Source organism: Streptomyces sp. M2CJ-2, from assembly GCF_016757295.1.
Lineage (GTDB): Bacteria > Actinomycetota > Actinomycetes > Streptomycetales > Streptomycetaceae > Streptomyces.
Genome location: NZ_JAESIF010000016.1, coordinates 75725 through 89516, shown reverse-complemented (window position 1 = coordinate 89516; position 13792 = coordinate 75725). Strand labels below are relative to the sequence as shown.

Annotated in this window: 10 protein-coding genes and 1 riboswitch; of the genes, 9 read left to right on the top strand and 1 reads right to left on the bottom strand. The window is 72.9% G+C overall.

Translation table 11 applies throughout. From position 1 onward, the window contains the following. Positions 1-25: 25 nt before the first annotated feature. A complete protein-coding gene (locus JL475_RS15320) occupies positions 26-694 on the bottom strand; it encodes a class II aldolase/adducin family protein (RefSeq protein ID WP_202278256.1) in 669 nt (222 codons plus the stop codon). Between the two features lie 242 nt (positions 695-936). Between JL475_RS15320 and JL475_RS15315 the strand changes: the two genes are divergently transcribed. From JL475_RS15315 to cobI, 9 genes are all read left to right on the top strand, one after another. After that, positions 937-2199 (top strand): inorganic phosphate transporter, encoded by a 1263-nt coding sequence (locus JL475_RS15315; RefSeq protein WP_202278255.1) that lies wholly within the window; start codon positions 937-939, stop codon positions 2197-2199. 43 nt (positions 2200-2242) lie between these two features. Further along, positions 2243-2464, top strand: coding sequence for a hypothetical protein (locus tag JL475_RS15310; RefSeq protein WP_202278254.1), 222 nt, complete (start codon positions 2243-2245; stop codon positions 2462-2464). A 152-nt stretch (positions 2465-2616) separates the two neighbouring features. Continuing rightward, positions 2617-2757: riboswitch (cobalamin riboswitch) on the top strand. A gap of 122 nt (positions 2758-2879) precedes the next feature. Then, entirely contained in the window at positions 2880-3845 is a 966-nt protein-coding gene (locus JL475_RS15305; protein WP_202278253.1) for a cobalamin biosynthesis protein, read from the top strand. Beyond that, positions 3842-5377 carry a cobyric acid synthase gene (locus JL475_RS15300; RefSeq protein ID WP_202278252.1) on the top strand — a complete coding sequence of 512 codons (1536 nt, stop codon included), beginning with the start codon at positions 3842-3844 and terminating at the stop codon, positions 5375-5377. Before JL475_RS15305 ends, JL475_RS15300 begins: the two co-directional genes overlap by 4 nt. Beyond that, entirely contained in the window at positions 5374-9030 is a 3657-nt protein-coding gene (gene cobN / locus JL475_RS15295) for a cobaltochelatase subunit CobN (RefSeq protein ID WP_202278251.1), read from the top strand. The genes JL475_RS15300 and cobN overlap by 4 nt, the downstream gene beginning before the upstream one ends. Next, positions 9027-11087, top strand: a complete 2061-nt coding sequence (locus JL475_RS15290; protein ID WP_202278250.1) for a putative cobaltochelatase — start codon at positions 9027-9029, stop codon at positions 11085-11087. The genes cobN and JL475_RS15290 overlap by 4 nt, the downstream gene beginning before the upstream one ends. Next, on the top strand, positions 11087-11686 hold the full coding sequence (cobO, locus tag JL475_RS15285; protein ID WP_202278249.1) for a cob(I)yrinic acid a,c-diamide adenosyltransferase: 600 nt from the start codon (positions 11087-11089) through the stop codon (positions 11684-11686). The genes JL475_RS15290 and cobO overlap by 1 nt, the downstream gene beginning before the upstream one ends. Further along, positions 11680-13056, top strand: a complete 1377-nt coding sequence (locus JL475_RS15280) for a cobyrinate a,c-diamide synthase (RefSeq protein ID WP_202278248.1) — start codon at positions 11680-11682, stop codon at positions 13054-13056. The genes cobO and JL475_RS15280 overlap by 7 nt, the downstream gene beginning before the upstream one ends. Then, positions 13053-13784, top strand: a complete 732-nt coding sequence (gene cobI, locus JL475_RS15275) for a precorrin-2 C(20)-methyltransferase (RefSeq protein WP_202278247.1) — start codon at positions 13053-13055, stop codon at positions 13782-13784. The genes JL475_RS15280 and cobI overlap by 4 nt, the downstream gene beginning before the upstream one ends. The last annotated feature ends 8 nt before the right edge of the window (positions 13785-13792 follow it).

The following is a 13792-nucleotide window of genomic DNA, read 5'->3' as shown; positions in this document are numbered from 1 at the left end:
GTGGACGTCCCGCCCGGGGTGAGACTCAGTCGCGCTGCCCGTAGCCCCGCAGGCGGTCCGCGACCTCCGCCAGCTGGTCGGCCGACAGGAGGGCCGGGGAGCGGCCCGGGACGGACGAGGCGGCCAGCCAGAGCCTGCACATCCACTCCAGCTGGGCGGTGCGGTCGTAGGCCTGGTCGAGGGTGGTGCCGTGGGTGAGGGTGCCGTGGTTCCTCAGGAGGCAGCCGGTGCGGCCGTCGAGGGCGCGCAGCATGTGCTCGGCCAACTCGTCGGTCCCGTACGTCGCGTACGGGGCGACCCGGACGGGCCCGCCGAGCGCGGCGGCCATGTAGTGGACGAGGGGGAGTTCGTCGACGAGCGTGGAGACCGCCGTCGCGTGCACGGCGTGCGTGTGCACCACGGCGCGGGCTCCGGTCGTGCGGTACACCGCGAGGTGCATGGGCAGCTCGCTGGTCGGGACCAGGGTGCCGAGGACCTGCCGGCCGGTGAGGTCGACACCGGTCACGTCGTGCGGGGTCAGCCGGTCGTAGGGCACCCCCGACGGTGTGACCAGCACGGTCAGGCCGACCCGCACCGAGACGTTTCCGGAGGTGCCGACGACCAGCCCGTCGGAGACGGTCCGGCGGGCGGCCTCGACGAGGCCGGTCCAGGCGCGCGTCTCCTCGTCACTCACGTCCCGTCGCTGCTCGGTCATGCCGTGATCCTGCCGGGTGACGAAGGTCTCTTCAACGGCTCCGCGGCCGGCCGCGGACGCCCGTCGACGGAGTCACAGCCCTTCAGCCGCACCGCCGCGGGCGGGCCAAGGTGGACATACCGCCGTCCGGCGGAGCTGTCGCACCCATCACGGTCATCCAGACGCCCGTTCCAGTTCATCTTCTGTTCACTCAGGTTACCTACGTTCAACGCGCCAATGACTTCGAACGATTGCCTGGGTAAATGGAAAGCTTCTCGCTGATCCTCGCGATTGTGGTGGTAACCGCACTCGCGTTCGATTTCACGAACGGTTTCCACGACACCGCGAACGCGATGGCGACAACCATTTCGACCGGTGCTCTCAAGCCCAAGGTCGCGGTGGCCATGTCCGCCGTGCTGAACCTGGTGGGCGCCTTCCTCTCCGTGGAGGTCGCCAACACGATCTCCAAAGGCCTCGTCGACGAGGCCGGCATCCGTCCCGAGGTCATCTTCGCCGCACTGGTCGGCGCGATCCTCTGGAACCTCCTGACCTGGCTGGTCGGTCTGCCGTCCAGTTCCTCGCACGCCCTGATGGGCGGCCTGATCGGCGCCACCGTCGCCTCGGCGGGCTTCGGCGCGGTGCACGGTGACGTCCTGGTCACCAAGGTGCTGATCCCCGCGATCGCCGCGCCGCTGGTCGCCGGCCTCGCCGCGATGTTCGCGACGCGGCTGACCTACCGTCTGGGCAAGAAGGCCGACGGCAAGGCGTCCGAGAAGGGCTACCGGGCGGGTCAGATCGCCTCCGCCGGCCTCGTCTCGCTGGCCCACGGCACCAACGACGCGCAGAAGACGATGGGCATCATCACCCTGGCCCTGGTCGCCGGCGGCACCCTCGCCCCGGACTCCGACCCGCCCCTGTGGGTCATCGTGTCCGCGGGCGTCGCCATCGCGCTCGGCACCTACCTCGGCGGCTGGCGCATCATCCGCACGATGGGCAAGGGTCTGACGGACCTCCAGCCGCAGCAGGGCTTCGCCGCCCAGACCAGCGCCGCGACGGTCATCCTGGCCTCCTCCCACCTCGGTTTCTCCCTCTCCACCACGCACTCGGTCTCCGGTGCCGTGATGGGTGCGGGCCTGGGCCGCAAGGGCGGTGTCGTCCGCTGGTCGACGGCCACCCGGATGTTCGTCGCCTGGGGCCTGACGCTGCCGGCGGCGGCCCTGGTCGGGGCCATCGCCGAACTGGTCTGCCGAGCCGGCAGCTGGGGCACCGCCGTCGTCGCCGTCTTCCTGGTCGCCTCCAGCGCGGCGATCTGGAAGATCTCCCGGCGGGAGATCGTCGACCACACCAACGTCAACGACCACGATGCCGCCGACGGTTCGGCCGCCACCGCCGAGGAGCCGGCCGGCGTGGTGACCGCCGCCATGGCCGCGGTGACCCCGCCCCCGGCCGGCAGCCCGGCCGAGGAGCTCTCGGCCACCATCCCGGCCCCGGCCCCCACCGACCCGGCCGCCAAGACCACCGTCTGACCGCGCCTCGGCACGAAGGAAGACACGAAGGAAGAAGAGCACCATGAAGATCGACTGGGCGGCCCTCGGTTCCGTCTTCGGCGTCAGCCTCGTGGTCACCGTGGCCCTGGTGGCCCTGTTCACCCTCGGCATCGTCGGCCTGTCCCGCCATGAGCGGGCCGTGGCCCAGGGCCGGTCCGCGGCCCTGGCGGTCGCCGGCGCCTACGCCTGCTTCGCGGCCTGCACGGCGGCGGTGGCGTACGGGATCTATCTGATCATGGCCTGATCATGGCTTGATCACGGCCTGATCAGGGTCGTCTCCGTCCGACGGGCGGTGCGGGGCTTCGCGCCCCGCACCGCCCGTTCGCGTTCCCCCACCGGAACCCCTCTGTGGGCCTCAGCACACTTCAGCCTCGCAGGTCAAAGGCAGGTTGACGGTTCTTCCGGACCGTGGTGGACTGCCGAATGCCAATGCGGCGGCAGGAGAGGAAGCCGGTGGAAGTCCGGCGCGGTCCCGCCACTGTCACCGGGGTGAACACCCCGGGAGCCAGGAACTCTCACCGCCGGTCTCGTCGAACCAGGGCGTGGACACCCTGAGTGAGGACATATCACCATGCCCGGCTGCCCGTCGAGGTCGACCAGCGACGCCCCACCCCGGCTCGGGGCGGACATCTCCACCGGATCCCCCACCGGCTGAACCCGTGGGTGCCGATCGCGAGTTCGCGTACGGCGCCGCCGCCGGCCTCCTCGGCGACCTGCTTCTCGGCGATCCCCGCCGGGGGCATCCGGTCGCCGCTTTCGGGCGGGCCGCGGCTGCCGTGGAACGGATGCTGTGGCGGGACGACCGCGGCCGGGGCGCGTTGCACACCGCCGTCTGCGTCGGTGGGGCCGTCGCTCTGGGGAGCCTTGCCACCCGGTGCGTACGCTCCTCCCCCGCCGCCTCGGTCGCCCTGACCGGCGCCGCCACCTGGGCCGTCGTCGGCGGGACGTCGCTGGCGGTCGAGGCCCGCACCATCGGGCGGGCCCTTCAGGCCGGGACCGCCGAGGGCATCGAGGCGGCGCGGGCACGGCTGCCGCACCTGTGCGGGCGGGATCCGCAGGCGCTGGACGCCGACGGGATCGCCCGCGCGGTGGTGGAGTCCGTCGCCGAGAACACCTCCGACGCCGTGGTGGGCGCCCTGGTGTGGGGCGCCGTCGCCGGGGTGCCGGGACTGCTCGGGTTCCGGGCCGTCAACACCCTGGACGCCATGGTCGGCCACAAGTCGCCCCGGTACCGGCGCTACGGCTGGGCCTCCGCCCGCCTCGACGACGTCGCCGGGTGGCCCGGGGCGCGGCTGACCGCCGTACTCGCCGCGGTCGCCGGGCCGGACCCGCGGGGCGCCCTCCGGGCGTGGCGCGCGGATGCCGCGAAGCACCCCAGCCCCAACGCCGGCCCCGTGGAGGCGTCCTTCGCGGGCGCGCTCGGCGTGCGGCTCGGCGGAACGCTGTCCTACGCCGGGCGGGTCGAACACCGGCCCGTCCTCAACGGCGCCGGCCGTCCCGTGGCCGTGGCGGACATCGACCGGGCGGTACGGCTCTCGCGGCGCGTCGGCTGGCTGGCGCTCGGCGTCGGTGCCGCAGCGCGGATCGTCGGTACGCGGATCGCCGGGAAGGGGCACAGGTCATGAGCGGTGGGGGTCTGCTGGTCGCCGGTACCACCTCGGACGCCGGCAAGAGCGTCGTGACCGCCGGGATCTGCCGGTGGCTGGTACGGCAGGGTGTCAAGGTCGCGCCGTTCAAGGCGCAGAACATGTCGCTGAACTCGTTCGTGACGCGCGAGGGCGCCGAGATCGGGCGGGCCCAGGCCATGCAGGCCCAGGCCTGCCGGGTCGAGCCGACCGCACTGATGAACCCCGTGCTGCTCAAGCCGGGCGGCGAGCGGAGCAGCCAGGTGGTGCTGCTGGGCAGGCCGGTCGGCGAACTGAGCGCGCGCGGCTACCACGGCGGACGGCAACAACAGTTGCTGGGCACGGTGCTGGACTGCCTCGCACAGTTGCGGGGCACGTATGACGCGGTGATCTGTGAGGGGGCCGGCAGCCCGGCCGAGATCAACCTGCGGCGCACCGACATCGTGAACATGGGGATCGCCAGGAACGCCGGGCTCCCCGTCCTCGTCGTCGGCGACATCGACCGCGGCGGGGTCTTCGCCTCCTTCTTCGGCACCGTCGCCCTGCTCTCCCCCGAGGACCAGGCGCTGGTCGCCGGGTTCCTGGTGAACAAGTTCCGGGGCGACGTGACGCTGCTGGAGCCGGGCCTCGACATGCTGCACGGTCTGACCGGGCGGCACACGTACGGCGTGCTGCCCTTCCGGCACGGGCTCGGCATCGACGAGGAGGACGGGCTGGCCGTGTCGTTGCGCGGTGCCGTGCGGGAGTCGGCCGTCGCCCCGCCGGTCGGCGAGGACGTGCTGCGGGTCGCCGTGTGCGCGGTGCCGCTGATGTCCAACTTCACGGACGTGGACGCGCTGGCCGCCGAACCGGGCGTCGTCGTGCGGTTCGTGGACCGGCCCGAGGAACTGGCCGACGCCGACCTCGTCGTCCTGCCGGGGACCCGCGGAACCGTGCGGGCCCTTCAGTGGCTGCGCGAGCGGGGGCTGGCGGACGCCCTGCGGCGGCGGGCGGCCGAGGGGCGGCCCGTGCTGGGGATCTGCGGGGGCTACCAGATCCTCGGCGAGCACATCGAGGACGAGGTCGAAAGCCGCGCCGGGCACGTCGACGGGCTCGGACTGCTGCCCGTGCGGGTGCGGTTCGCGCGGGAGAAGACGCTGACCCGCCCCGTCGGGGAAGCCCTCGGGGAGCCCGTCGAGGGGTACGAGATCCACCACGGAGTCGCCGACGTGCGGGGAGGCGCAGCGTTCATCTCCGATGACAGTGGACACAGCCTGGACGGCTGCCGGGTCGGGCAGACCTGGGGCACGCACTGGCACGGCTCGCTGGAGTCGGACGGTTTCCGGCGGGCCTTCCTGCGGGAGGTGGCCGCCGCCGCGGGGCGCCGTTTCGTGCCGGCCCCCGACACCTCGTTCGCCGCGCTGCGCGAGGAGCAGCTCGACCGGCTCGGCGACCTGATCGAACAGCACGCGGACACGGACGCGCTCTGGCGGCTCATCGAGTCGGGCGCGCCGCAAGGACTGCCTTTCATTCCACCGGGAGCGCCCGCATGAGCACAGTGTTGTTGTTGTCGACCGCCGACACGGACCTGCTGGCGGCCCGCGCCGCCACCGGCGTCTCCTACCGGATCGGCAACCCGACCCGCGTGGACGTGGCGGCCGAACTGCCCGCGCTGCTCGACGGCGCGGACCTCGCCGTCGTACGGCTGCTGGGCGGCAAACGCGCCTGGGAGGACGGGCTCGCGGCGCTCCGGGCGTCCGGGATCCCGACGGTGCTGCTCGGCGGCGAGGCGGTGCCGGACGCGGAGCTGATGGCCGAGTCGTCGGTGCCCGCGGGCGTCGTGGCGGAGGCACTGAAGTATCTGGTGGAGGGCGGCCCGGACAACCTGGCCGAGCTGGCCCGGTTCCTGTCCGACACCGTGCTGCTCACCGGCGAGGGCTTCGAGGAGCCGCGCCGGATGCCGGAGTACGGGGTGCACGGCTCCCGTACCGTGTCGCCGGACCGTCCGACCGTCGGCGTGCTCTTCTACCGCGCCCACGAACTGAGCGGCAACACCGCCTTCGTGGACACGCTCTGCGAGGCGATCGAGGCACACGGCGCCAACGCCCTGCCGGTGTACTGCGGTTCGCTGCGCGGCGCCGACCCCGGGCTGTACGAGATCCTCGGGCGGACGGACACCCTGGTCGCCACCGTGCTCGCGGCCGGCGGCACGCACGCCTCGCAGGCGTCGGCGGGCGGCGAGGACGAGGCCTGGGACATCGGGGCGCTCGCCGACCTGGACGTCCCGGTGCTGCAGGGGCTGTGCCTGACCTCGTCACGCGCCGCCTGGGAGGAGTCGGACGCCGCCCTCTCCCCCATGGACGCGGCGATGCAGGTCGCCATCCCGGAGTTCGACGGACGGCTGATCACGGTCCCGTTCTCCTTCAAGGAGCAGGGCCCCGACGAGGTCCCGGTCTACGTCGCCGACCCCGGGCGGGCCGCGCGCGTCGCCGGGATCGCCGTACGGCACGCCCGGCTGAAGCACCTGGACAACGCGGAGAAGAAGCTCGCGCTGGTCTTCACCGCCTACCCGACCAAGCACTCCCGCGTCGGCAACGCGGTGGGGCTCGACACCCCCGCCTCGGCGGTACGGGTGCTGGACGCGCTGCGGGACGCGGGGTACGGGGTGCACGGGTACCCGGACAACGGCGACGAGTTGATCCACCGGCTCATCGAGGCGGGCGGCCACGACGTGGAGTGGCTGACGGAGGACCAGCTGGCCGCCGCGCCCGCACGGGTGCCGCTCGCGGACTACCGGGCCTGGTTCGAGAAGCTGGACCCGGCGCTGCGGGACGCGATGACCGAGGCGTGGGGCGAGCCGCCGGGCTCGCTGTACGTCGACGGCGACGACATCGTGCTGGCCTCCCTCCAGTTCGGGAACGTCGTGGTCATGATCCAGCCGCCGCGCGGCTTCGGCGAGAACCCCATCGCCATCTACCACGACCCCGACATGCCGCCGTCGCACCACTACATGGCCGCCTACCGGTGGCTGGAGAACAGTTTCGGCGCCGACGCGATCGTGCACATGGGCAAGCACGGCACCATGGAGTGGCTGCCGGGCAAGGGCCTCGGGCTGAGCGCGGGCTGCGCTCCGGACGCCGTCCTCGGCGACCTCCCGCTGATCTACCCGTTCATCGTCAACGACCCCGGCGAGGGCACCCAGGCCAAGCGGCGCGGACACGCGACGGTGGTCGACCACCTCGTCCCGCCGATGGCCCGCGCCGACACCTACGGCGACCTGGCGAAGCTGGAGCAGCTCCTCGACGAGTACGCCCTGGTCTCCGACCTGGACCCGGACAAGGCCCCGGCGGTACGGGCGCAGATCTGGACCTTGGTCACCGCCGCGCAGCTGCACCACGACCTGCACGTCGACGAGCAGCCGGACGACGACGACTTCGACTCGTTCGTCATGCACATCGACGGCTACTTGTGCGAGATCAAGGACGTGCAGATCCGCGACGGACTGCACATCCTGGGCGGCGGCCCGGTCGGCGAGCCGCGCGTCAACCTGGTGCTCGCGGTGCTGCGCGCCTCGCAGGTGTGGGGCGGACAGGCGAACGCGCTGCCTGGCCTGCGGGCCTCGCTGGCCGAGCACTTCGGCCTGGTGGAGAAGGAACTGCTGGCCGAGCCGGGCGCCCCGCTGAAGGTGCCGGCCGAGCTGACGGACCTGGTGGACGGTCCGGCGCGGTCGGCCTCCGACGCGATCGACCTGCTGGAGCAGCTGTGCCGGCGGATCGCGGAGGGCATGGAGGAGCGCGGCTGGGCGGTCGAGCAGAGCGCGCCGCTGGTGCGCGAGGTGCTGGGCGCCGAACTCCCGGACGCGGTGGCCGTGGTGGAGTTCGCCTGCACCGAGGTCGTCCCCCGGCTCGCCCGGACCACGGACGAGATCGGGCACATCCTGCGGGCGCTGAACGGCGGTTACGTCCCGGCGGGCCCGTCGGGTTCACCGACGCGCGGACTGGTCAACGTCCTGCCGACCGGCCGGAACTTCTACTCCGTCGACCCCAAGGCGATTCCGTCCCGGCTGAGTTGGGAGGTCGGGCAGTCGCTGGCGGACTCCCTGGTGCAGCGGTACCTGCAGGACACGGGTGAGTATCCGAAGTCCGTCGGCCTGACGGTGTGGGGCACGTCCGCGATGCGCACCCAGGGCGACGACATCGCCGAGATCCTGGCACTGCTGGGCTGCCGTCCGGTGTGGGACGACGCCTCGCGCCGGGTGACCGGCTTCGAGGTGGTCGGGCTGGAGGAGCTGGGCCGGCCGCGCATCGACGTCACGGTCCGCATCTCCGGCTTCTTCCGGGACGCGTTCCCGCACGTCGTGGGACTGATCGACGACGCGGTACGGGCGGTGGCGGAGCTGGACGAACCCGCCGAGCAGAACTACGTCCGCGCCCACGCCGACGAGGACACCGCCGAGCACGGCGACCGGCGCCGGGCCACGGCCCGCATCTTCGGCTCCAAGCCGGGCGCGTACGGCGCCGGTCTGCTGCCGCTGATCGACGCGCGGAACTGGCGCAGCGACGCGGACCTCGCCGAGGTGTACGCGGTCTGGGGCGGCTATGCCTACGGGCGCGGGCTCGACGGGCGGGCGGCGCGCGGCGACATGGAGACGGCGTTCCGGCGGATCGCGGTGGCCGCGAAAAATGTCGACACGCGTGAGCACGACCTCGTCGACGCGGACGACTACTTCCAGTACCACGGCGGCATGGTCGCGATGGTGCGGCACCTGACGGGTGCGAGCCCGGAGGCGTACGTCGGGGACTCGGCGACACCGGACCAGGTGAAGACGCGCACGCTGGGCGAGGAGACGCACCGCGTTTTCCGGGCGCGAGTGGTCAACCCCCGCTGGATGAGCGCCATGAGAAGGCACGGCTACAAGGGTGCTTTCGAGATGGCGGCCACTGTGGACTACCTCTTCGGGTACGACGCCACGGCCGGGGTCGTGGACGACTGGATGTACGAGAAGCTCAGCGCCGAGTACGTCTTCGACGCCGAGAACCAGGACTTCATGCGGAAGTCCAATCCCTGGGCCCTGCGCGGCATCACGGAGAGGTTGCTGGAGGCGGCGGACCGCGGCCTGTGGGCGGAGCCGGACGCGGACACGCTCGAGCGGCTGCGTGCCACCTATCTGGAGCTCGAAGGCGACTTGGAGGGCGACGACAAGTGACCACCCCGTTCCCGTTCGCGGCCGTTGTCGGTCAGGACGACCTACGGCTCGCGCTGCTGCTCAACGCGGTGTCACCGCAGGTCGGTGGCGTACTGGTCCGCGGGGAGAAAGGCACCGCCAAGTCCACTGCCGTGCGCGCCCTTTCGGCGCTCCTGCCGACGGTGGACGTCGTCTCCGGATGCCGTTTCTCCTGCGACCCCGGCTCCCCCGACCCCGCATGCCCGGACGGGCCGCACGAGCCGGGGGCGTTCGAGTCGCGGTCGGCGCGGATGGTCGAGCTGCCCGTCGGTGCCTCCGAGGACCGGCTGGTGGGTGCGCTCGATATCGAGCGGGCGCTCTCCGAGGGCGTCAAGGCGTTCGAACCGGGCCTGCTGGCCGACGCGCACCGCGGGATCCTGTACGTCGACGAGGTCAACCTCCTCCATGACCATCTGGTCGACCTGTTGTTGGACGCGGCGGCGATGGGTGCCTCGTACGTCGAGCGCGAGGGTGTCTCCGTACGGCACGCCGCGCGCTTCCTGCTCGTCGGGACCATGAATCCGGAGGAAGGCGAGCTGCGGCCCCAGCTCCTCGACCGGTTCGGGCTGACCGTCGAGGTCGCCGCCTCGCGGGAGCCCGACCAGCGGGTGGAGGTCGTCCGGCGGCGGCTGGCGTACGACGACGACCCGACCGGCTTCGCCGCCCGCTGGGCTGACGAGGAGGCTGCCGTACGGGCGCGGATCGTGGCGGCGCGGGAGCTGCTGCCGTCGGTGCGCCTCGGCGACGCGGCCCTGCGGCAGATCGCGGCGACCTGTGCCGCTTTCGAGGTGGACGGCATGCGCGCCGACATCGTGATGGCGCGGACCGCGACCGCGCTGGCGGCCTGGGCCGGGCGCACCGACGTGCTCGCCGAGGACGTGCGGCAGGCCGCGCTGCTGGCGCTGCCGCACCGCAGGCGTCGTTCGCCGTTCGACGCGCCCGGACTCGACGAGGACAAGCTCGACGAGACGCTGGAGGAGTTCGGCGGACCTGGTGAGGACGGGGGCGACGACGATCCCGACCCGGGACCCGGCGGTGGCCCGGGCGGGCAGCCGGCGCCCGATGAGGGCCCTCAGGGCGATGGTGACACCGCTGCCCGGCCCGAGGCCGGTGAGGGCGGGGAGCCGCAGGCGGGACCCGGTGCCGGGGAGCAGTCCGCCGTACGGGCCGGGGAGCCGTTCCGGACGAAGGTGCTGAACGTCCCGGGCATCGGCCAGGGCGCCGCCGGGCGGCGTTCCCGTGCCCGGACCGAGCAGGGGCGGACCACCGGGGCCCGGCGGCCGCAGGGAGCGCTGACCAAGTTGCACCTCTCGGCGACCGTGCGGGCGGCGGCCCCGCATCAGCGGGCCCGGGGCCGGTCGGGGCCCGGGCTGGTGGTGCGGCGGGACGATCTGCGGCAGGCGACGCGGGAGGGGCGCGAGTCCAATCTCGTCCTTTTCGTCGTCGACGCCTCCGGGTCGATGGCCGCGCGGCAGCGGATGAGCGCCGTGAAGGGCGCCGTGCTGTCGTTGCTCCTGGACGCCTATCAGCGGCGGGACAAGGTGGGGCTGGTCACCTTCCGGGGGTCGGCGGCCGATGTCGCCCTGCCGCCCACGTCGTCGGTGGACGCGGCGGCGGCCCGGCTGGAGTCGCTGCCGACGGGTGGGCGTACGCCGCTGGCGGCCGGGCTGCTCAAGGCGCACGACGTGCTGCGGGTGGAGCGGTTGCGGGACCCGGCGCGGCGGGCGCTGGTGGTCGTGGTGACGGACGGGCGGGCCACAGACGGAGGGGCGGCGCGAAGCGCCTCCGGCCGGGGTGGTGGTCGGGCGACGGGTGGGACCGAGCCGGTCGCCCTCGCCGGGCGGGCGGCGCGGCTGTTCGCCGCCGACGGAACCGCGTCCGTGGTCGTGGACTGCGAGTCGGGGCCGGTGCGGCTGGGGCTCGCCGGACAGCTCGCGGGTGAGCTGGGCGGTACGGCGGTGACGCTGGACGAACTGCGGGCGGACTCCATCGCCGGGCTGGTCAGGGACGTACAGGGGACTTCGAGGAGGGCCGCGTAATGCCGAAGGGGCAGCCGAGTGTCGTACCGGACGACGGGCTGACGACGCGTCAGCGGCGCAACCGGCCGCTGGTCGTGGTGCACACGGGTATCGGCAAGGGCAAGTCGACCGCCGCGTTCGGGCTGGCGCTGCGGGCCTGGAACCAGAGGTGGCCGATCGGGGTGTTCCAGTTCGTCAAGTCGGCGAAGTGGAAGGTCGGCGAGGAGAACGCGCTGCGGGTGCTCGGCGCCTCCGGTGAGGGTGGCAGCGTCGACTGGCACAAGATGGGCGAGGGCTGGTCCTGGGTCCAGCGGGACGCGCAGATGGACAACGAGGAGAAGGCCCGCGAGGGCTGGGAACAGGTCAAGCGCGACCTGGCCGCCGAGACGTACAAGCTGTACGTGCTGGACGAGTTCGCGTACCCGATGCACTGGGGGTGGATCGACACCGACGAGGTCGTGTCGGTGCTGCGGGACCGGCCGGGGACGCAGCATGTGGTGATCACCGGGCGGAACGCGCCCGACGAGCTCGTGGAGTTCGCCGACCTGGTGACCGACATGTCCAAGGTCAAGCACCCCATGGACGCCGGGCAGAAGGGGCAGAGGGGCATCGAGTGGTGACCTCCGTACCCCGGTTGGTGATTGCCGCGCCCTCTTCGGGCAGCGGCAAGACCACCGTCGCCACGGGGTTGATGGCCGCGCTCACCGCGCGGGGGCTCGCGGTGTCCCCGCACAAGGTCGGGCCGGACTACATCGACCCCGGGTACCACGCGCTCGCCACGGGACGGGTGGGACGCAACCTCGACGCGTACCTGTGCGGTCCGGAGCTGGTCGGTCCGCTGTTCCTGCACGGGGCTCGCGGGTGCGACATCGCCGTCGTCGAGGGCGTGATGGGGCTGTACGACGGGGCTTCGGGGGAAGGCGAGTTGGCGTCCACGGCCCATGTGGCGAAGCTGCTGCGGGCACCGGTGGTGCTGGTCGTGGACGCGTCGTCGCAGTCGCGGTCGGTGGCGGCGTTGGTGCACGGGTTCGTGACGTGGGATCCGGAGGTGCGGGTCGGGGGCGTGATCCTGAACAAGGTCGCGTCGGCCCGGCACGAGGCGTTGCTGCGGGAGGCGCTGGACTCCGTCGGCGTGCCCGTGCTGGGTGTGCTGCGGCGGGCCGCCCAGGTCGAGACGCCGTCGCGGCATCTGGGGCTGGTGCCGGTCGCCGAGCGGGGGGCCGCGGCGGTCGGGGCGGTTGCGGCCATGGCCGCGCAGGTGGAGGCGGGGTGCGATCTGGAGGGGTTGGTCGCGCTGGCGCGGGGTGCGGGTGCGTTGTCGTGTGCTGCGTGGGAGGCGGCTGAGGTCTTGGGTTCCTCGCCCCAGGGGGCTGCGCCTGCGGACCCGCTGATTCGGGTCGCCGTCGCCGGTGGGGCCGCGTTCACGTTTTCCTACGCCGAGCACTCCGAGTTGCTCGCCGCCGCCGGAGCCGAGGTCGTCGTCTTCGATCCGCTACGGGACGAGGAACTGCCGGACGGGACCGGTGGGTTGGTGATCGGTGGCGGGTTTCCCGAGGTGTACGCCTCCGAGCTGTCCGCCAACGAGGCGTTGCGTAAGGCCGTTGCCGAACTGGCTTTGAGCGGTGCGCCGGTCGCCGCCGAGTGTGCGGGGCTGCTGTATCTGTGCCGGGAGTTGGACGGGCTGCCCATGTGCGGGGTGCTGGACGCCTCAGCGCGGATGAGCGAGCGGCTGACCCTGGGCTACCGGGACGCCGTCGCCGTGACCGACAGCGCGCTGGCCGCCGCCGGGACGCGGATCCGGGGGCACGAGTTCCACCGGACGGTCGTGGAGCCGGGGGCGGGGGCTGCCCCCGCGTGGGGGGTGCGTGCGCCCGAGCGGCGCGTCGAGGGTTTTGTACAGCGCGGTGTGCACGCGAGCTTCCTGCACACGCACTGGGCGTCCGAGCCCGGTGTCGCCCGTCGGTTCGTGGAGAGGTGCCGGACGTCATGAGCAGCAGGCTGATCGGAGTCGGGGTGGGCCCCGGGGACCCCGAGCTGGTGACCGTCAAGGGCGTCAACGCCCTGCGCGCCGCCGATGTCGTCGTCGTCCCCGTGATGGACAGCGGTGAGCGGGGGCGGGCCGAGGCGACCGTGCTGCACTACGTGTCCGAGGAGAAGGTCGTCCGGGTGGTGTTCGCGTTGAACGAGCGCACCGACCGGGCGCGGCGCGAGGCTGCCTGGGACGCGGCCGGTGAGCGGGTGGCCGGGTTGCTGCGGGAGCGGGGCCATGTCGCGTTCGCGACCATCGGCGACCCCAACGTGTACTCGACGTTCACGTATCTCGCCCAGACCGTCGCGGAGTCGGTGCCGGGGACGGTGGTCGAGACCGTGCCGGGGATCACCGCGATGCAGGATCTGGCGGCGCGTTCCGGGGCCGTACTCACCGAGGGGACCGAACCGCTCACCCTGGTGCCGGTGACCGCCGGGGCCGCCGTGCTCAAGGAGGCGCTGGCCGGGCCCGGCACGGTCGTCGCCTACAAGTTCGGGCGGCGGGCGGGCGAGGTGGCCGAGGCGCTGCGGGAGAGCGGGCGGCTCGGCGACGCCGTGTGGGGTTCGGCCCTCGGGCTGCCGGAGGAGTTCGTCCGGCCGGCCGCCGAGCTGGACGGGTCGCCCCTGCCCTATCTGTCGACGCTCATCGCGCCGCCCCGGCGTGACGGCGGGCGGGGCGGCAAGCTGTGAGCGGGCAG